This is a genomic window from Candidatus Binatia bacterium (assembly GCA_029243485.1).
GTDB lineage: Bacteria > Desulfobacterota > Binatia > UBA12015 > UBA12015 > VGTG01.
This window is the reverse complement of sequence record JAQWRY010000052.1, coordinates 74,107-92,862: the sequence shown is the minus strand read 5'-3', so window position 1 is coordinate 92,862 and position 18,756 is coordinate 74,107. Positions and strand designations below refer to the sequence as shown.

Below are 18,756 nucleotides of genomic sequence, written 5' to 3'. Positions count from 1 at the left end.
TCCTCGTGCGGAGGGTCGTGATCTAGCCCGACGCAACGTGCGCTGTGGCCGGGTCTTGTAATCGCGCTCAGGTGCCGGTTTCGCGTCGGTAGAGCTCGGGTAGAAAGGCGGCGAGGTAACTCATCTCCTCCGAGCAGTGCCGCTGCAGCCCGGCCGGGAGCTCGGGCGGAATGGGGAGCTTGCCGTCGGGGCCGCGGAGGTCGGGAACGTCCGTTCCGTCGCGGCTCTCGACGACACCGAGCCAGAAGCGGCTGCGCATCTCCGCGCCCCACGGTTGGTTGCGCACGACGTGACACATCCGGGCGAAGCTCAAGGGGCCGTCGAGCGGGCCCGAGCGGGCGGGGATCGCGACCCCATCGAACGAGACGAGGCGATCCGCGCGGAAGATCTCGGTTGGGTCGAGGAACTCGATCCGCAGCTTTTGCCGAATGCCGCCGATGGTCTCCTCAACGAGGTGGTGTGCCCCGACGATCTCACCGGGGGCCTTGTGCTCCCAGTCCATCCAATGGTGATCGACTGGATGCCACCACTTGTAGTGCTCCGTCGTTGCGAGAAAGTCGGCGAACCACCACCGGACCATTTCGGCGGTGACTCCCGCCATGGAGGTGAGGGCGGCGACGAGGACGGTCCCGTCTTCGAGTTCGCGGATTCCGGTCTCGAGGTCCAGATAGCCGGGCTCGAGCAATCGAGGCATGTCATTCGGATGCATGGGTCCCGAACCTAGGTCGTCGATCGGTCTCGGATCAAGCGGCCCTGATGGGCGGGCTGTCGGCCGGGCTCGGGGTGCGGAGAGGCTGATTCACCCGGCGCGAGCGGCTCGGGGTCGGCGGGAGTTCGAGGGCCGTTGGTCACGTAATCGTCGACTGCGGAGCCCGCATACCCGGCTGCGATTTTCGCAGCCGCGAGACGTCCGGGTCCCGCAATCCGGTCGTTTTGCGGGTGGCATGGTTCCTGCGATTCCGTCCGTCCAACCTTGCCCGCGGGCAACCCGGAGAGGAACGAGATCTCATGCGACGGAACGAGATTCAGCGACTTCTATTGATCTTTGGCACCCTGACCCTTCTCGGTTGTGGAGGCGGCTCCGGCGGCGGTTCGGAAGTGGGCGCGGCCGGATCAGATTCGGCGGACGGGGGAACCGACGAACCTACGGTCGAGACACCCGTAGAGCCGACGGACGGCACTGGAACCACCGCCGATGTACTCTGCGAGTACAGCCAGACCGTCGAGAACGCCGACGAGTCGGTCCAGGACACCAGTACGGCCGACTGGTTCTGCTCGGACGACCTCCGCTCGCTGTCCGCCAACGGCCTTCCCGACCACGAGGTCGGGACGTTCCCGAACGCGAACAATCCGACCGCGATCAGCACCCAGAACATCGAGGTGGACTTCCCGTTGTCGCCGGAGATCGCGAGCGAGACGGGTGCCGCCACCATGACCGTCGCCTACGCGCTCAACGGCGTGAAATTCGAGGTCGGAACGGCGGGCACCTGTACCGATGACGGCGACTGCGCGGCGATCGGCAACGGCGGTGGGTGGCGAATGGAGGCGGTGGGTGAGAACTCGTTCGACTTCGGCAACGACAGAAGCAACGGACACGTTCAGCCGACGGGGCAGTACCATTACCACGGCATTCCCGAGGGCTACCTCGAGAAGCACGGCAAGGGCGAGGCTGTGACGCTGGTCGGGTGGGCGACCGATGGTTTCCCGATCTATGCCCGATACGGCTACGCCGTCGCGGCCGACGCGAGCTCCGCGATCACGATCCTCACCAGTAGCTACGCCTTGAAGAGCACGCCGAATGCCGGTCGACCGGACGTCAGCATCTACCCTCGCGGTGCCTTCACGCAGGACTACGAGTATGTTGCGGGAAGCGGCGATCTCGATGAGTGCAATGGTCGCACAGGCGTCACACCGGAGTTTCCCGACGGCATCTATCACTACTACCTGACGGACTCGTTCCCGTTCGGCCAACGCTGCGTGAAGGGCACGGCCATCGATGGCGGAGGCGCCGGCGGACCTCCCTCGGCGTGACCCGCATCGAGCGACGCAGTCGAGACCCAAGAGGAGAGACCATGGTAACCACACGAATCGACGCTGTTCTTGCGGCGCTCTCGATGTTCGTCCTCTGCGCACCGCTCTGCTCGCACGCGCATCTGATGGTCGAGCAGCGGGACACGATCAACATCGTCGAAGGCGGCGCTTTCGTCGTCTTGTCCGTCCCGGTTGCGGCCTTCACCGGCGTCGATGACGACGACGATGGCCGCTTGAGCAGAGCCGAGTTCGCCTCGCACTACCGAGACATCTCGGCGCAGGTAGAGGAGCGCCTCGAGTTGACGAACGACGCCGGTCGGCGTCCCTTGCAGGGCTTGTTGATCAACCCAGGTGACGATCACGCAGGCGAGCCGTCTACGCACCTCGTCGTGATGGGACGGTTCAAGTTGGACTCAGCCGAGGACGCGCTTCACCTGCGCACCAGCCTCTTCGGTCGCACGGACTCGGAGCGAACCCTCCAGGTCGCCGCCACCCGCGGCGACGATTCGGCCATACTGCCCCTTACCCCCGACCATCCGAAGCGTCGCAGGACGGGGACGTTGGTTAGTCTCGCGGTTTTTGTTTAGTCGCAACCACTGATTGCTCTTGGCCCGACCGAAGTTCTATCGCGACTAAACAAAAACCGCGAGACTAACCAACGTCCCCTCCTACCTGGGGGGTGATGGCGTTGCGCCAGACTTCGTAGCCGGGGCCGAGGAGGTGGGCGTTGTCATTGGAGAGGTCTCCGCGGATTGCGTCGTTTTCGGCGGCGAAGAGGGGGACGAGGTCGATGTAGTGGGCGCCGTGCTCGGAGGCGACCTTTTGGATGGCCAAGTTGCGTTTCTCGATGCTCGGCCAGGACTCGACCGAACGCGGCAGGATGGATTGGACGAAGACCTGGCTGTCCGGCGTGTCGGCTTCGAGACGATCGAGGATCGCGGCGTAGCTGGCGGCGGTCTCCTCGACGGTCTTCTCGGCTTCGGCATCGCCGCCGCCGATCATCAGGAAGACCTTGGCGGGCTTGCCGGCGGCGACTTGGCCGATTCGGAAGGCCACATCCTCGGTCGTGTCGCCATCAATGCCACGGTTCTTGACCGGGGCGCCTGGAAAGAGCTCGGACCAGCGCCCTTCATTCGTGATGGCGTCGCCCACGAACACGATGTCGTCGCTCTTCGCCGGGGCTCCGGCGAAAAAGCTCACGTAGCGCTCCCGCTTCGGAAGGACCTGCTTCACGTGAATGAACAGCGGCCAGCCGTAGCTCAGCCCCAGGACACTGGCGAATAGGAAGACGTTCAGGACGATGGATGCGATGAGCGCGTTTCGCTCCACGAATGCTCCTCGAAATCGTTGAACTGGGGTCGGCGCGTTCGCCACCAATAGGCGATCGTGCCGTACGGCCAGTTGTTCGTGATGCGTCCGTCCGTCTGCTTGTACCAGCTATCGCAGCCGGTGGCCCAGACAGATTTCCGCAGTGCGCCCTGACACTCTTCGCTCCAGCGATTCATCGCGTCGCGCTGGATCTCCAGCCGCGACAGGTCGCTTCCACGGAGCCGTTCGATGCACTGCATGATGTAGCGCACCTGGCACTCGATCATGAGGATGATCGAGTTGTGACCCAGGTTGGTATTGGGGCCGTACATCATGAAGAAGTTGGGAAAGTCCGGGAGCACGAGACCGAGGTACGCTTCGGCGCCGTTCTGCCATGCCTCGTTCAGGGGGAGGCCGCCGCGCCCGCGGATGTCCATGGGTTGGAGGAACTCGGTCGTGCGGAAGCCGGTCGCGAGGATGAGTGTATCCGCTTTTCGAATCCGGCCGTCCTCGGTGCGGATACCGTCGGGGAGGACCTCGGCGATCGGGTTGGTGATCACGTCCACGTCGTCGCGGACGAGTGTCTCGTAGTAGTCGTCCGAGATGAGGATGCGCTTGCAGCCGACGGGATAGTCGGGCGTTAGTGCGCGACGCAGGTTGGCATCGGTCACGATGTTCTCGAGCAAGTCGAGAGACATCTTCTTCATCTGCCTTTGCCAGAAGTCGTTCCCCGAGAACGCCGGCCAGCGTAGTTCGAGGAGGCTCCAAATGAGCGCCCGTTGGAGACGAGGGAGGATCGGATACTTCGCGAAGCGTGACTTCTGTTTCTCGGAGTAGGGGCGGTCGTTCCGGCGGACCAGCCAGTTCGCACTGCGCTGGTAGATGTCGAGCCGCTTCGTCTCCTTCGCGATCTCCGGAATGATCTGGACGGCACTCGCGCCGTTGCCCACGATCGCGACCTCTCGTCCTGCGAGGTCATGGTCGTGGTTCCACCGGGCCGAGTGGAACGCTGTGCCGTTGAATCGATCGAGCCCGGGGATCTCCGGGGAGAACGGGCGGTTCAGCTGTCCGACGCCACTCGCGAGGATTCGCGCCACGTGTTCTTCGCCCGAGGCCGTGCGGAGGCTCCAGGTTTCGGACGCCTCATCGAATCGCGCCGATTCGATTTCGGTGTCAAAGCGGATGTGAGGCCGAAGCCCGTATTTGTCCGTGCAGTACTCGACGTACTCGAGGATCTCCGGTTGCTGAGCGAAGATCCTCGACCAATCGGTCTTCACCTCGAACGAGAACGAGTAGAACATCGAGGGTACGTCGCACGCCGCACCCGGATAGCTGTTGTCTCGCCAGGTGCCGCCGACGCCACCCGATTTCTCGAAAATCGTGAAGGAATTGATGCCGGCCTTCTTGAGCTGGATGCCGAGACAGATACCCGAGAGGCCCGCGCCCAGAATCGCGATGGTCGTTGAGTCGGAACGGGCCCCAGGCATGCGGGTCGTCTAACAATCGAGATCGGCTCAGGCGATCCCGTCCGGAATCCGGAGGAGCCGATTGAAGAGCCGGACCATGAGCGTGTTCGTGAAGAGAAAGCGCTTGGGCCAGAGGGGCGAATGCCACTGCTGCGGCGGGAGCTTGCCGTCGAGAATCTCGCTGACGGTATCGCCTCCATGTTTGGATAGGGTGTCGAGAATCTGGTGCCCGAGTTCGGGGGATGCGGCCCCGGGCGCACCGGCGTAGGTATCGGCACGAAAGAAGGCGAGGCCGGCCTGGAAGGATCTCACCATGGCCAGGAGGCCCGGGGGTTTTCCTCGTTCCGCGGCCGGTTTCGCTTGCCCCTGCTCGTCGAGCCAGAGGTCGACGGTTCGCCGCGGCAGGGCGCCGTAGTCCCGCTCGACCCACTCGGGGTGAAGGGCGAGCAGCTGGGACGTTTCGACCAGGCCACCGTGGGCGTCGCCCACGAGATTTTCCTTCTCGACGCCGGGAAGGTCGCCGAGCGCGTCGTAGAGTTCGGAGCCGCCCCCGGTGAGGCGTGTGATCAGAATTGAAAAAATGCACGCCATGTTGATCTCGCGCTCGCGAGTCACCTTGTCGCAGGCCTTCTCAATCGACAGAAAGTGACGCGGGCTCCCGTGGAAGTTCGACACGAAGACGTTCTTGAATCCCTGGGCTGCGAGGGAGCGACCGAGGTCGACCAGAACCTTCACGGTCGTCTGTGGATGGAAAAAGAGAGAGCCGGGGTGGGGGAGCGGATCGCTTGCCGCGAAGATGTACGGGAGCTCCAGGATCTCTCGGTCGCGATGTCGCTCGGAAACATGCGGCCCGTGGACTTCGAGCGGAGAGCACGTGACGAGTACGATGGCGTTCGCTCGATCGATTTCGTCGAAGCGCCGCTTCGTGAGCATCTCCCATCGAAGGATGGTGGGATCGTAGGTGGAGGCGGGTGCGTTCGTAGTCACGCGTGTCGCCATCACCGCCACTCGGGACGTGAAAGGCGTACGCCGAATGCAAGAAGCCCGACGCATCCCCTAAGGGAGGTCGGGCTTCAATGGTGTGGTCCTTGCCACACAGTCCCAGCTTAGAACCGGGAACAATTCATTTGTCGGCAGATTGATCGCCGAATGGTTCGGAATGGGCGTCGCTGTCGCACTTGATCAACGACGCCCGGATTGGCCCGGTGGATCGTCCATCCTAGAAATCCTCCTGCGAGTCTTTCTGGTTGCGTTGACGGTTCCGCGTGCGGCGCGCTTCCTTTCAGAGCGAAAGCCGCCCGCCTCTTTGTCGAGTCCGCGATCTTCGTCGCGTTCCCTTCACAATGATGATGCGCCCTTTCGTCGTGCCTTGTCAATCCCGTTTTGCATGCGGCTGCTCGGCGAAACAACGCGCGTCTATTCGACGAGTCCCCAAAACTTTGCCGCGTTCGTGCAGATGATCTTGTCGCGTTCCTCGGCCGGAACTTCGAAGAGCATTTCGTCGATCGTCTTACGCGAGTACGGCCAGTCGTTTCCGTGATGCGGAAAGTCCGTCGACCACGCGATGTTGTCGATGCCGACTTGGTGGCGAGCTGCGATTCCGCTTCGATCGATGATGAACGTGCAGAGCCAATGGTCGCGGAAGTAGTCGCTCGGAACTTTCTTTAGCTTGACTTCCGCCCAGTGACGGTTTCGCCAGTAGCGATCGTCCGTCATCTCGAGGAAGTGCGGGATCCAACCGATGCCGGTTTCGACGCCCGCCATGCGGAGCTTCGGGAAACGGTCGAAGACGCCCTGGAAGATCAGCTCGGTGATGAGAGGCATCGTGTACGCGAACGCGCCGGCACCGAGGGCTACTGCGGCCTGCTTCGAGCCGACGTTCTTGCGGGTGCTGGCAGCGAGCAGCAGGTGGATGCTCACCGGCATGTCGAGCTCGGCCGCGACGTTCCAGAAGGGGTCGTCGTCGGGCGAGAGGTTCTCGCCGCCCGACGGCCAGGCGGAGAGGGCGACGCCTCGGTAGCCCTCCTTCTTCGCGCGTTTCAGCTCCGACACCGACGTTTCGATGCCTACGTTCGGTGTCTGGAAGATGCCTATCAGGCGTTCGGGGTCCGCCGCGCAGAAACCGTCCTTGAGCCAGCGGTTATAGGCCTGGATGCCGGCCAGATGGGCCTCCTTGTTCTCGTTCTTCATGAACGTGAGCACGGCCCGCTGAGGTGGGTACAGCATTTCGGCGTCGACTCCGTCCTCGTCCATGATCTTCAGGCGCTCGGCGCCGTCATGGCAGGAGGGGTGGATCGTTTCGCCGTACTTCACGCCGGTCCACTTCAGGTCTTCGGGGCGGGTGCCGACGCAGCACACGAGGCCGAGAGGCTCTGGCTTGGTGGCGCCCATGTAGAGCCACGCGTCGCCCCCGTCGCCGTCATCGACGAGCTTCGGAGCCGTGTCGAGGTACTTCTTGTCGAGCCACTTCTCCCAGAGATCCGGCGGCTCCACGGTGTGGGAGTCGGCGGAGATGATTCGGTAGTCGCGTCCAGTCGCAGCCATCGTTCGTTGCTCCGTCTTCGTGGGACCTCAGCCGAGGCCGTATAAATCGATCGCGTTCCGGGCGACCATCTTTGCGCGCTCGTCTTCGGGGACGCCTTCGAACATCTCGTCGACGACCTTGCGGGAGTGCGGCCAGTCGCAGCCGTGATGCGGGTAGTCGGTGGACCACATCAGGTTTTCGACACCGAGGACGTCGCGATTGCGCACGGCGTAGTGGTCGATCATGAACGTCGACAGCCAGTTGCGGCGATAGTAGAAGCTCGGCTCGTGCTCGAGCTTGGTGGGTAGCCACGATCGATTGCGGCGCCAGCGATCGTCGAGTTGCTCGAGGAGGTAGGGAAGCCATCCCGCCCCCGCCTCGACCATGACCCACTTGAGCTTCGGAAAGCGGTCGTGCACGCCGGATTCCACGATCTCGCCGAACTGACTCATCATGTCGACCGCGCCGACGTTCGCGAGGCCGGTGAGATCGCCGCCGCGTACGCCCTTCGGTCGAGGTTTCGCGATCTTGCGCATCGCGCGAACGTGGAAGTGGACGGGGACGCCGTTTGCCTGCGCGGCTTCCCAGAAGGGATCGTCTTGCGGGCGGATCTTCTCGCCCACGCTCGGCATCGCGTTGAGCCAGACGCCGCGGAAGCCTAGTGCGAGGCAGCGCTCCATCTCTGCGATGGCCTCTTCGCAGCCGAGCGCGGGAAGGACGGCTAGCCCGATCAGTCGAGACGGATCGACCGCCACGACTTCTTGCGCGAGCCAGTCGTTGTAGGCGCGGACGCCGGCGACGTGGAACTCGGGGTCAGGATCCGAATAGAAGTGGCTCATCATCCGGGCCGATCCGAAGAGAACCTCGGCGTCGATGCCGTCCTGATCTTGCTCCAGGAGCCGCGGCTCGCCCCGGAAGTTGCCTTGGTTGGCTCCGGCGAAGGTGACGCCGGTCCAGCGGATCTCGTCGTGGCTGCGCCCGGCGGATGCGTAGATCCCGATGGGTGCCGGCGCGACGTCCGGTGCGAACTGCCATGCCTCCCCGCCTTCACCGTCGGGGACGACGTAGGGCGCTTTGTCGTGGAACTTCTTCGGCAGATACGTCTTCCAGATGTGCGGCGGTTCCAGTACGTGCGAATCCGCCGACACCAGCTTGTACTCCCGCGCCATCTCGGTACGCCTCCTCGCTCGCCCACGGGTTCGTGGGCTTGAATCTAATTCGATAGCGAATTATACGAATTGAAGATGGCACGCAAGTCCATATCCGAGTCCTCGGCGAGGCCGGTTCTCGCGGGGAGGCCGGTTCGGGTTCCCAAGGCGGGGCAGATGATCGCGAGCTCGATTCGCGAGCAGATCGCTGCGGGGGAGCTCGTTGCGGGAAGCCCGCTCCCGAACGAGACGGACCTCATGGCTCATTTCGAGGTCGCTCGCCCGACGGCCCGCGAGGCCCTGCGGATCCTCGAGGCCGAGGGGTTGATCGAGATCGTTCGCGGAGCGCACGGCGGAGCCCGCGTGCGTGCGCCGGACGTCGGGGCTGCGGCGCGACACTGTGCCGTCCTGCTCCAGCTGCAGGGGACGACTCTCGCCGAGGTCTACGAGGTGCGGTTGATGCTCGAGCCGACTGCGGCACGGCTCGCGGCCGAGCGTGCACCACGCCGAGACGCGGCGGCGGCCCTCGAGGCGGTCATCGATGAAGAGGAACGCGCGTTCGACCAGGTAGGGTCCCTGGCCGAGCAGGCGATTCGATTCCAGGAAACCCTCGTCGACGTGGCGGGCAATCCCACCTTGGCTCTGTTGGTCCGGCTGCTGCACGAGCTCGTGTCGAGGCAGACGGGCTCCCGGATCAAGCCCGATCTCGAGGACGCCGCGCGCAAGCGCCTCCGACGACGGCTGATTCGCGCCCAGCGCGCCGTGACTGAAGCGATCCGCGCCGGCCGTGGTGAAGATGCGGAAGCCGAGTGGCGTAAATTCCTCTCCGGAGTCCGGGACGCGTTGGTCGTGAACGGCGGCGGCCGGGTGCGGGTCGACCAGTCCGCGTAGGCGTAACTCGCCGCCGCCTCGAACGTACCTGGAGATGGGTGGCAACCCGTCCCCCTTCGTGGGATGAGAATGCCTACGGGGACGCCCGTTTTCGAAGGAGGAGTAACCTGATGTCCGAGTTGCCGGTGATCGAACCGCTGGACGAGTACAACCGCGTCCTGATCGACAATGTTCATCCGGCAGATTGGGAGAATCCGGAGCCGACGGGACGATACAACCTGGTCGTCGTCGGGGCGGGGTCGGCTGGGCTCATTGCAGCCTCCATCGCGGCCGGGCTCGGCGCGAAGGTCGCGCTGATCGAGCGACACTATCTCGGCGGGGATTGCCTGAACGTGGGCTGTGTCCCTTCCAAGGGTATCATCCGCGCCGCGCGCATGGTTGCCGATGCGAGGCGAGCGGCCGACGAGATCGGTCTGCCCCTCGCGGCGGACGCGCAGGCCGACTTCGGGCTCGCCATGGAACGGGTGCGACGCGTTCGTTCGGTCATCAGCACCGAGGACTCCGCGCGCCGGTATCGAGACGAGCTCGGCGTCGAGGTCTACCTCGGGGATGCGCAGTTCACCGGGCGAGATACCGTCGCCGTGGGTGAGCAGACGCTTCAGTTCAAGAGAGCGATCATCGCGACCGGCGCGCGCGCCGTCGAGCTGCCGATCCCGGGGCTGGGTGAGGCCGGCTGCCTGACGAACGAGACGTTGTTCAACCTAACCGAGCGCCCGCGTCGGTTTGGCGTGATCGGCGCAGGGCCGATCGGCTGTGAGATGGCGCAGGCGTTCCGTCGACTCGGATCGGAAGTTGTCGTCCTGCACGCGGATGGGCACATCCTACCGCGCGAGGACGTCGATGCCGCCGAGGTCGTGCAGCAGAAGTTTGCGGACGAGGGGATTCGCCTGGTCCACGGCTGCAAGATCCAGAAGGTCGAGGTCCGGCCCGAAGGCAAGGTAGTGGAGGTTTGGTTGCCCGGTGGCGGGACGCAAGAGGTGGTCGTCGACGAGATCCTCCTCGGGGTGGGGCGCGCCCCGAACGTCGAGGGTCTGGGGCTCGAGGAGGCCGGGGTCGAGTTCGACGTGCGCGATGGCGTGAAGGTAGATGACACCCTTCAGACGACGAACCCTCGAATATTCAGCGCGGGTGACGTGTGCATGAGCTGGAAGTTCACGCACGCCGCGGACGCCACCGCGAAGATCGTCGTGCAGAACGCACTGTTCTCCGTCGGGTCGGTGGGTCGAAAGAAGCTCTCTGATCTCGTGATGCCGTGGTGCACGTACACGGATCCGGAGATTGCGCACGTCGGCATGTACGAGCACGATGCGAAGGCCGCCGGGCTCGAGGTGGACACGTGGCAGGTTCCTCTTCACATGGTGAATCGCGCCGTTACCGACGGCGAGGCCGAGGGCTTCGTCAAGGTGCACACGAAGAAGGGCACCGACGAGATCGTCGGGGCGACGATCGTCGCAACCCACGCCGGGGAGATGATCAGCGAGGTCACTCTCGCGATGGTCGGAAAGCTTGGCCTCGGTCGCTTCGTCGACGTGATCCATCCGTACCCGGTGCAGGCTGAGGGCATCAAGCGAGCAGCGGGTCTGTTCACTCGTGGGCGACTTACGCCGACGGTGAAGACGGTGTTCAACGCGTTTCTGGGTTGGCAGCGCCTCTGACCGGACCGAGGGGCGTTCCTAAGAGATCGCTCCGATCCGCCCGTCATACCTCGCAGCCGAGGGCGCTCTCCGCTGCTGTGGAGCGCGCTCGAGCGCTACCGCCCACGCGTGGTCGTCATCGAGGCGAACGCGAGCATGGAGCCGCACGTTCACTTCGTCCAGCCCGAGCCGTCTCGGCACATCGGTTCGAGCTCTCGCGCGCTGATCGACCTCGCACGAGCGAAGGGCTACGAGATCGTCGCACACCTCGTCTCCAATTGTGCCTTCGTGCTGAACGAGGAGTTTCCGAAGCTGGGAATCGACGACAACTCCCTCGAGGCCCTCTTCACGAGCCCTTTCGTGCCGACCGTCGTCAGCGATCTCGACGGCGTGGACTACCTTCTGAATGAAGGACCGTGGGGTCTTAGCGGCGTGGTCTGGAGCAACTATCTAAAGGCACCGGACAACGATCCCGCCTGCGCCCTGCGCTCTATCCGTCAGCTCCAGGGGAGTGAACGGATGGCGGTCAATGTGACACAGAAGCAGAGTCACGTCGGGTCGATCGAGTACGAGGCGGAAGGGTACTGGGTGATCTCGTGGAGCGCATGCGCGGATACTACAGCGTCTGATCAGCGCGACGACTCGAACACGTTCACCTGCACGCCGGTGAACTCCCGGGAGCGCACGCGGCTGTAGTGCGCTCCGGCCATCAGCTCATCGAGCTCCGTGGGCGTGTCGTCGGCTGGGGAGACCACCACGATTCGATGGATCTCGTTCCGGGCGGTCTCGGCCAGGCCGGCGAGGTGCGGCACGCCGTACACTCCCAGGCGGTTCATGTCATCGACCATGTTTGTGGGATCGGCGAACGACTCGCGAGAGTAGTGGTAGGCGAACGGTAGTAGCTGGTGCGGAGGCGTGACGACCGTGAGGACGCCCTCGTCGTGTTCGCGCAGGGCGACTTCGGCGGCCGCGCGCCAATCGGCCCGAAGGATTGGCTCGGTCCACAGGCCCCACGCCGCCGGCACGAGGATTACGGCGAGAACCGCGAAGCGGCCCCGCTCGGGGAGGGGAAGGCGCGTGAGGGCGTACGCCACGAGCAGAAAGAGCGCGAGCGAGGCATAGAGCAGATAGCGGTACAGGAAAGACGGGACTGCAAACGAGAACGCGTAGTCGAGTGCGAGAGGGGCGACGAGCCACAGGGCGAGCAGGATCACGCGATCGCGGTCGAACGTGGCGAGGCCCGACCGTCCGAGGAGAATGGCCGTCGTGAAGACCGCGGTGTAGAGGCCCACGAGAACTGGACCTCCGGAGAATGCGTTCAGCACGTATAGGATGTCTCCGGGAACCGGCGGTCGGATCCACGTGGCCATGGGTAGGGGCGTGGCCGAGAGAAGCAGGTACGCAGCGCACGGGGCGAAGAGTGCTGCGGCGAGGACCTGGGAGACGACGTAAGCGGACATCGCCCGGCTGCGAACGTGGACTGTGCAGAGGGCGGTGAGCAGCTGCGCGACCAGCGCGAATACGGCGATGTAGTGCGCGTACACCAGCGCGGCCGATAGCGCGGCCGCCGCGAAGGTCCGCCGGCGCGTGGGTTCCTCCAGGAGAAGGAGGAACGCGTAGAAGGAGGCGATGCACACAAGCCCGACGAGCGCGTACGCTCGGGCCTCGTGGCCGTAGTAAAGCTGCGTGCGCGAGGCGGTGAAGAGGAGTGCGGCGAAGAGTCCCGTGCGGCCGTCGAGGAAGCGTCGTCCGAATACAAAGAGAAGCGCCGCGGTGAGCGAACTCAGTGCCGCCGAGAGGCCGCGCGCCGCCTCGAGTGAGGGGCCGAGCACCGAGGTCCAGGCGAAGAGAAGCAGCCCGTAGAGAGGGGCGCTCGCATCGAGCGAAAGGTTCCGGGCGAGGTCGAATGGGCCCTGGACCTGGGAGAGCGAGATCGCCTCGTCGAACCACAGGCCCTGCGCTCGGATCCGAGACAGCTTTAGGACGAGGTTCAAAGCCACGAGTCCGAGGGTGACCACGTTCGCGTTCGCGTCGAGCCAGGACTCAGTGCGACGAGCGGAGTCGTCCGTCTCGTCGCGGGAAGCGGGTAAAGTGTTCAGCGCGTGGGCCTCTCTCGTGACCGGCACGACGCCGGTCGGTCACTCCACTGTAACGGATTTCGCGAGATTTCGAGGCTGGTCGACGTCCCGCCCCAGAGCGACCGGGCATTCGTACGCCAAAAACTGGGTCGGGAGGGTGAGGAGGGTCACATCCAGGGCGGGTTCGGAGCGGGGCACCAGAATCAGGTCGTCCGCGGCTCTCTTTACCCGATCGTCTCCTCCGTGTGCGATCGCGATGATCGGCCCGCGCCGCGCGCGGATTTTCTCGAGCGCGAGAAGGAGTCTCTTCCCGTCGCCGGGAGACAGGTCCCGAGTTCGACCGACGTGAATCGCCAGGAGCGCAAAACACATGAGCGTGCAGGTGAAGGCCTTCTCGATCACCGGGTTGCGGTAGCGGAACTCGGAAGCCGGTTCCGCGTCGGTCGGGATGCGCGTGCGTTGCTCCAGCATGTGCGAGCCGGCGAGGCCCGCGTAGAACGCCGAGCCGCAGCCGAGCACCTTGATCCTCCGTACGTCGAGGAGGTCGCGAGCTGAGAGGTTCAGTCCGCCCAGGTGGGCGACGCCGAACTCCCGGTCCAGGCGTTCGCGGCGCGCTCGTCCCACGGCCTCCGGCTGCTCATAGATCTCTTTGCGCATGAGGTGCGAGTGCTCCCCGCGCTCGTAGAAGTCGCTGCTTGCGGCGACGTCGGAGGCGACGAACATCTCCTTGTCCCCGATCCCGATCACGACCGGACTGCCGTTGCGCACGACCGCGAGGTCGCCGGCGCAGTCGACGTGGGGTGTGCGTTCTCGTCGCTGGGTTCACCGTGCGTCGCCCAGCGCGTGTGGGCGATGCCAGCCTGCGCCTTCAGCCGTTTCGGCAGCTTGGCTTCGAGATGCTCGATCCGTCCTTCGGACCTGTGCACGCGCAGCGCGGTCTTCGGCCTCGCAACGATCGAGTCGCGTGGTCCGATCGGGTTGGGAGAGAAGGGCCTCCCAGGTCGCACCCGCCGCCATGGGAGAACATCCAACCAGAGAGAAATGACCAATCGATAGAATCTGCCCGAAGTCGGGCAGGAATGTGCCCCGAATCGGTCATTCTGAGCTCGTTCAGGCCTTCCAGGAGGGTGGAGAGCGCCCGGAACCCCGTCTGAGCGCCCTCCGGCAAGGTTCCTGGGAGGTCAGGAAGCCGTCGGCTCGACGAAATAGTCGCCGACCAGGATGAACATCTCATTCTCGGTGCTCTCGCTGGCTGTGATCCGGCAGGCGTCGAGCAGGTCCTCGGTCCCCGGCACCGTCTCGTGTTCGGGGGCGCCCCCGAGGGCCTAGTGCTGGTGCCGCGCTCGCCGCAGGCGGCGATGGTGAGAGTCAATAGGATGGGTAGGGCGATCCGCGTCGCACGGCTGGTGAGCATTTGTCCCCCTCTTGTTGCGCCAGTGTCGTGCGTACGCGCGCAACGTCCGTGCCATCCGCCGTGCCGCGAATTGGTGAGCGTTCCCGGCGTGCCCGTGCCGGGGGTGCCCGGTCGCATGTGCGGTGAGCGCATGCTCGGAATGGCATTCGTGTGGCGCAGTCGCGTCGCTGCGGGAGCCGCAGGGAACCTGCGGCGGTTTGCGCCGCGACGTAGAGAGAACACTGCACTTTCGGGCGCGTGGTCCCCGGTACGTCTTTTGCAACTGCCATGTGGTGGAACCCGACACACACCACACGACGAAAGGGGACGCAGAGATGGATTCCTCCGCGAGTCACGAAGTCCGGGAAGAGGCGCGCACCGAAGTCATCGACTGCTACCGCGGTGGTTTCGGAGTGTTGCTCGATTACCCCGTCATGCTTCTGGTACCGGGGTTCGTCGTCTCTGCACTGGTCGTTGCGGCGTGGGGGTTTGTGAGTGTGCCGTTCGTCGGCGGGATCCTCGGATTCATTTTCGCGGCGCTCGTTTCGACACCGCTCGCGTACGGCTTCGCGTACCAGTGCCTGCGTGCGGTGCGGGACGACGTGGCGGAGCCCGGTGACGTCGCAGAGGTCTACGATAGGTACTTCGAGGCAGTCGTCGCGGCCGCGCTGAGCACCGGTCTCGTTCTCGTCGGGTTCGCATTCCTTGTCGTCCCCGGCATCTTCCTACTCTGCCGGTTCGCGTTCGTTCCGTACCTCGTCGTCGAGGGGCGGCTGTCCGCCGTGGACGCTCTTTTCGAGAGCTTCGAGCGTACGCGTGGCCACGGATGGACAATCCTGGGGATCGGGATCTGCCGGATGGTCCTGCTCGTGATCGGTTCGGCGAGCTTCGGGCTTCTGATGGTTCCCGCCGCCGTGTGGAGCGATCTCGCGATGGCGAGCCTGTACCACCGCGTCGTCAGCGGAACGCCCCCTCCCGACCTCTACTGACGGCATCGTCGGCTCGTTCGCACCGGTTCGGCCCATGCGCTAGTTGGGCGGAGTGAATCGTGACGAGATGGTCGGCGCTCTGGAGGGCGATCCGTTCGACGTCCTGGTGATCGGTGGCGGAGCGAGTGGGCTCGGTGTCGCGGTCGACGCGCAGACGCGTGGCTACCGGACGCTTCTTCTCGAGAAGTACGATTTCGCCAAAGGTACCTCGAGCCGCAGCACGAAGCTCGTGCACGGCGGCGTCCGCTACCTCCAGCAGGGGAACGTCTCTCTGGTTTTCGAAGCCCTGCGTGAGCGTGGCCTCCTGTGTCGCAACGCGCCGCATCTGGTGAGCGATCTCGGCTTCGTTGTTCCGCGGTACAAGTGGTGGGAGGGGCCGTTCTACGGCGTCGGTCTCAAGGTGTACGACCGGCTCGCGGGGCGGCTGAACATCGCTCCGTCGCGCGTACTCGATCGCAAGGAGACGATCGCTCACATCCCGAACGTTCAGACCGAGGACCTTCTCGGCGGAGTGATCTACCACGATGCGCAGTTCGACGATGCGCGAATGGCGTTCACGCTGGCCCGCACGGCCGCCGATCACGGCGCGACCGTGCTGAACTACGTTTCGGTCGTCGGATTGATGAAGGAAGCCGACTCTGTCATCGGCGTCCGCGCCGTCGACGAGGAGAGCGGTCGCGAGATCGAGATCCGTGCGAAGGTCGTAGTGAACGCCACCGGAATCTTCGCGGATCAGGTCCGCCGCATGGACGTGCCGGAGAGCGAGGTCACACTCGCACCGAGTCAGGGCGTCCATCTCGTCCTCGATCGAGCTTTCCAGCCGAGCGATACGGCGCTGATGGTGCCGCATACCGACGACGGCCGCGTTCTGTTCGTGATTCCGTGGCACGGGCGGGTGCTCGTGGGGACGACGGACACGCCGGTCGACGGTCCCGAGATCGAACCCCGGCCCCTGCCAGAAGAAGTCGATTTCATTCTCCGGAACGCGGGGCGCTATCTCGAGCGCGATCCAGGCGAAGCCGACGTGCTGAGCTACTTCGCGGGTCTCCGTCCCCTCTTTCAGGGAGGCGGGGAGCGCGGTGGGACGAAGTCGATCTCGCGCGAGCATTCGGTGATCGTTTCCGACTCTGGGCTCGTGACTCTGGTCGGCGGCAAGTGGACGACGTACCGCAAGATGGGGGAGGACACCGTTGACGATGCGGCGCTGGTCGCCGAGCTACCAGAGAGCAAGTGCATCACCGAGGACCTTCGCCTGCACGGTTGGATGTCGCGCGATGACCCCGACCGTCCGCACGACGGGCACATGGCGATGTACGGCTCCGATGCGAAGGATGTCTACGACTTCCTCGCGACCGATCCGGCGTTGGCCGAGCCGATCCACGCGAATCTTCCGTACGCTCGCGGTCAGGTCGTGTGGGCCGCTCGATACGAAATGGCGCGCAACATCGACGACGTCCTGGCCCGGCGCACGCGGAGTCTCTTGCTGGACGCAAAGGCCGCGATCGAAGCGGCCCCCGATGTCGGGCGCCTGCTCGCCGGAGAACTCGGGCGCGACGACGTCTGGGTGAAGTCGCAGGTCGAGGAGTTCCAGGAAATGGCTCGGGGGTATTTGCCGTGAACGAGAACCTGCCGGAAATCGGTCTGGTCGTCGGGCCGCTCCTCGCGGGTTGTCCGATCGGCGAGCAGATGCGGATCCAGGCAAACGCGGAGAGGCTCGGTGCGGCGACCTGGCGTGCCCTCGCGAGTTCCGCGGATGAGGCGTTTCGGGGAATTTTCGCGTCCTGCGCGCCGTTGGAAGAGGAGAGCGCCGCTCCGCCCGAGGCCCTGATTTCCGAGGGCGTCTGAAGCTTCTCGCCTCCCGGGAGCGAGCCCTGAACGATCGACTCCCATGCATGCGACTCGCAGAACGCGGCGAATCGCCGCCCTGAAACGCCGGAGCCGGCAGCCGCAGCTCAGCACTCCGCTGGCGCTGCTCCGGTATCGACGGGCCCTCTGACCCGTCTGGGCGCCGAGCGGACAGGCGGTCCATATAGAGAGGTCCGACTTGCCCACCGTGCGCCGGAATGCGAGCTGTACGGGTTGGATGTCCGTTCAGCCAAGGGGAGACTCCTGTGATCGACGGTAGACGCGTCTGCGTCGTCTTGCCCGCCTATAACGCGGCCCGGACGCTGGAACAGACGATCGCGGACGTGCCGAAGGCGGTCGTCGACGATTTCGTCGTCGTGGATGATCAGTCCAGCGATGACACGGTCGCAGTGGCGCGGCGGCTCGGCTTGCACGTGATCGTTCATCCGAAGAACCGTGGATACGGTGGCAATCAGAAGACCTGCTACACGGAAGCGCTGAAGCGCGGTGCGGACATCGTCGTGATGGTGCACCCCGACTATCAGTACCAACCGAAGCTGGTGCCGGCGCTCGCTGCCTGCATCTCGAGCGGCTTGTTCGACGTCGCGTTGGGGTCTCGGATTCTCGGCGGGGATGCGATGAAGGGCGGCATGCCGGTCTACAAGTACGTCGCGAATCGCTTCCTCACGCTCGTCGAGAACCTGATCCTCGGCCAGAAGCTCTCGGAGTACCACACCGGCTACCGCGCGTTCTCGCGCCGCCTGCTCCTCGAACTCCCGCTTGAAGAGAACGACGACGACTTCATCTTCGACAACCAGATGTTGGTTCAGGCCGTCGAGTTCGGGTTTCGGATCGGAGAGATCACGTGCCCCACGCGCTACGAGCCCGACTCCTCGTCGATCAACTTCTCGCGAAGTGTGAAGTACGGCCTGGGTGTGTTGCAGACGGCGACGCTCGCGCGACTGAAGCGTTGGGGCGTCGCGAACCCGGCGTTCCTCGAAGCGAACGGGCGACGGCTCGCCGTGGATGCGGCCGAGGCTCACGCGCACGACATTGTGCGCTCGCAGTGAGGACTCTTCGCCAGCCGGCGTCCCGCTGACGCCCCACCCACGCAGCGGAGAAGTCCGCGAGTCATGCAGCGTGTGCGGCCTTCGGACCGCAAGTCCTGTGGGACGCAGTGATCGCGACGTCGCTGACGGGGGTACGCTTGTCGCTGTAGAACACGGGTGTGGGGAGAGGAGGGATACGTCATGGGGGGTCTGTCCGAGTTCCACTCTAGGGTAGTCCCGGTTCTTGCCGGTGCTCGTAGCCGTTTGGGTCGGCTCCGCATCGTCCGTTGCTTTCGCAGTGGACTACGACATCGTCTACGTCCGCGAGCTTCGGTTCGGAGACAATGCGAACACGATCTGGCCCGAGGTGTCTCACCCGGCGAGGATCCGACGGCCCCGA

17 protein-coding genes are annotated in these 18,756 nt (G+C 64.7%); 9 read left to right on the top strand and 8 right to left on the bottom strand.

Annotation, left to right across the window (positions count from 1 at the left end; translation table 11 throughout):
* Window positions 1-67 precede the first annotated feature (67 nt).
* Window positions 68-694, bottom strand: a complete 627-nt coding sequence (locus tag P8R42_14465) for a hypothetical protein (protein ID MDG2305816.1) — start codon at window positions 692-694, stop codon at window positions 68-70.
* 314 nt (window positions 695-1,008) lie between these two features.
* Between P8R42_14465 and P8R42_14460 the strand changes: the two genes are divergently transcribed.
* Together P8R42_14460 and P8R42_14455 are read left to right on the top strand one after the other, a co-directional pair.
* Window positions 1,009-2,031, top strand: coding sequence for a YHYH protein (locus P8R42_14460; protein ID MDG2305815.1), 1,023 nt, complete (start codon window positions 1,009-1,011; stop codon window positions 2,029-2,031).
* A 41-nt stretch (window positions 2,032-2,072) separates the two neighbouring features.
* Entirely contained in the window at window positions 2,073-2,618 is a 546-nt protein-coding gene (locus tag P8R42_14455) for a hypothetical protein (GenBank protein MDG2305814.1), read from the top strand.
* A 64-nt stretch (window positions 2,619-2,682) separates the two neighbouring features.
* Here P8R42_14455 and P8R42_14450 read toward each other — a convergent pair whose 3' ends face one another.
* From P8R42_14450 to P8R42_14430, 5 genes are all read right to left on the bottom strand, one after another.
* Window positions 2,683-3,360, bottom strand: a complete 678-nt coding sequence (locus tag P8R42_14450) for a GDSL-type esterase/lipase family protein (protein MDG2305813.1) — start codon at window positions 3,358-3,360, stop codon at window positions 2,683-2,685.
* Window positions 3,324-4,826, bottom strand: a complete 1,503-nt coding sequence (locus P8R42_14445; protein ID MDG2305812.1) for an NAD(P)/FAD-dependent oxidoreductase — start codon at window positions 4,824-4,826, stop codon at window positions 3,324-3,326. Before P8R42_14445 ends, P8R42_14450 begins: the two co-directional genes overlap by 37 nt.
* A 27-nt stretch (window positions 4,827-4,853) precedes the next feature.
* Complete coding sequence (locus P8R42_14440; protein ID MDG2305811.1) at window positions 4,854-5,804, bottom strand: creatininase family protein; 951 nt, start codon at window positions 5,802-5,804, stop codon at window positions 4,854-4,856.
* Window positions 5,805-6,221: 417 nt separating this feature from the next.
* Window positions 6,222-7,349 (bottom strand): amidohydrolase family protein, encoded by a 1,128-nt coding sequence (locus P8R42_14435; protein MDG2305810.1) that lies wholly within the window; start codon window positions 7,347-7,349, stop codon window positions 6,222-6,224.
* A 27-nt stretch (window positions 7,350-7,376) separates the two neighbouring features.
* Window positions 7,377-8,498 carry an amidohydrolase family protein gene (locus P8R42_14430; protein MDG2305809.1) on the bottom strand — a complete coding sequence of 374 codons (1,122 nt, stop codon included), beginning with the start codon at window positions 8,496-8,498 and terminating at the stop codon, window positions 7,377-7,379.
* A gap of 75 nt (window positions 8,499-8,573) precedes the next feature.
* Here P8R42_14430 and P8R42_14425 point away from each other — a divergent pair, with 75 nt between their 5' ends.
* The 3 genes from P8R42_14425 to P8R42_14415 all read left to right on the top strand — a co-directional run bounded on the left by P8R42_14425 (window position 8,574) and on the right by P8R42_14415 (window position 11,698).
* Window positions 8,574-9,368 carry a GntR family transcriptional regulator gene (locus P8R42_14425; GenBank protein MDG2305808.1) on the top strand — a complete coding sequence of 265 codons (795 nt, stop codon included), beginning with the start codon at window positions 8,574-8,576 and terminating at the stop codon, window positions 9,366-9,368.
* A 110-nt stretch (window positions 9,369-9,478) separates the two neighbouring features.
* Entirely contained in the window at window positions 9,479-11,023 is a 1,545-nt protein-coding gene (locus tag P8R42_14420) for a mercuric reductase (protein MDG2305807.1), read from the top strand.
* 108 nt (window positions 11,024-11,131) lie between these two features.
* The gene (locus P8R42_14415) at window positions 11,132-11,698 is read left to right on the top strand and encodes a hypothetical protein (protein ID MDG2305806.1); all 567 of its coding nucleotides are present in this window, start codon (window positions 11,132-11,134) and stop codon (window positions 11,696-11,698) included.
* On the opposite strand, the gene P8R42_14410 is transcribed toward P8R42_14415, so the two are convergent.
* Both P8R42_14410 and P8R42_14405 read right to left on the bottom strand, forming a co-directional pair.
* Window positions 11,632-13,128 carry a glycosyltransferase family 39 protein gene (locus P8R42_14410; protein ID MDG2305805.1) on the bottom strand — a complete coding sequence of 499 codons (1,497 nt, stop codon included), beginning with the start codon at window positions 13,126-13,128 and terminating at the stop codon, window positions 11,632-11,634. The two genes, P8R42_14415 and P8R42_14410, sit on opposite strands and share 67 nt — an antisense overlap.
* A 12-nt stretch (window positions 13,129-13,140) precedes the next feature.
* The gene (locus tag P8R42_14405; protein ID MDG2305804.1) at window positions 13,141-13,848 is read right to left on the bottom strand and encodes a hypothetical protein; all 708 of its coding nucleotides are present in this window, start codon (window positions 13,846-13,848) and stop codon (window positions 13,141-13,143) included.
* 960 nt (window positions 13,849-14,808) lie between these two features.
* On the opposite strand from P8R42_14405, the gene P8R42_14400 reads away from it, so the two are divergent.
* The 4 genes from P8R42_14400 to P8R42_14385 all read left to right on the top strand — a co-directional run bounded on the left by P8R42_14400 (window position 14,809) and on the right by P8R42_14385 (window position 18,377).
* Complete coding sequence (locus tag P8R42_14400) at window positions 14,809-15,462, top strand: hypothetical protein (protein MDG2305803.1); 654 nt, start codon at window positions 14,809-14,811, stop codon at window positions 15,460-15,462.
* Window positions 15,463-15,514: 52 nt separating this feature from the next.
* Window positions 15,515-17,080: a glycerol-3-phosphate dehydrogenase/oxidase gene (locus P8R42_14395; protein MDG2305802.1), complete on the top strand. Its 1,566-nt coding sequence runs from the start codon at window positions 15,515-15,517 to the stop codon at window positions 17,078-17,080.
* Window positions 17,077-17,307, top strand: a complete 231-nt coding sequence (locus P8R42_14390; GenBank protein ID MDG2305801.1) for a hypothetical protein — start codon at window positions 17,077-17,079, stop codon at window positions 17,305-17,307. The genes P8R42_14395 and P8R42_14390 overlap by 4 nt, the downstream gene beginning before the upstream one ends.
* A 266-nt stretch (window positions 17,308-17,573) precedes the next feature.
* Window positions 17,574-18,377, top strand: a complete 804-nt coding sequence (locus P8R42_14385) for a glycosyltransferase family 2 protein (protein MDG2305800.1) — start codon at window positions 17,574-17,576, stop codon at window positions 18,375-18,377.
* Window positions 18,378-18,756 lie beyond the last annotated feature (379 nt).

Bases quoted from the DNA above. Each gene is read 5' to 3' on its own strand.
- P8R42_14465 (MDG2305816.1), bottom strand. From the start codon at position 694: ATGCCTCGATTGCTCGAGCCCGGCTATCTGGACCTCGAGACCGGAATC.
- P8R42_14460 (MDG2305815.1), top strand. From the start codon at position 1,009: ATGCGACGGAACGAGATTCAGCGACTTCTATTGATCTTTGGCACCCTG.
- P8R42_14455 (MDG2305814.1), top strand. From the start codon at position 2,073: ATGGTAACCACACGAATCGACGCTGTTCTTGCGGCGCTCTCGATGTTC.
- P8R42_14445 (MDG2305812.1), bottom strand. From the start codon at position 4,826: ATGCCTGGGGCCCGTTCCGACTCAACGACCATCGCGATTCTGGGCGCG.
- P8R42_14440 (MDG2305811.1), bottom strand. From the start codon at position 5,804: ATGGCGACACGCGTGACTACGAACGCACCCGCCTCCACCTACGATCCC.
- P8R42_14435 (MDG2305810.1), bottom strand. From the start codon at position 7,349: ATGGCTGCGACTGGACGCGACTACCGAATCATCTCCGCCGACTCCCAC.
- P8R42_14430 (MDG2305809.1), bottom strand. From the start codon at position 8,498: ATGGCGCGGGAGTACAAGCTGGTGTCGGCGGATTCGCACGTACTGGAA.
- P8R42_14425 (MDG2305808.1), top strand. From the start codon at position 8,574: ATGGCACGCAAGTCCATATCCGAGTCCTCGGCGAGGCCGGTTCTCGCG.
- P8R42_14420 (MDG2305807.1), top strand. From the start codon at position 9,479: ATGTCCGAGTTGCCGGTGATCGAACCGCTGGACGAGTACAACCGCGTC.
- P8R42_14400 (MDG2305803.1), top strand. From the start codon at position 14,809: ATGGATTCCTCCGCGAGTCACGAAGTCCGGGAAGAGGCGCGCACCGAA.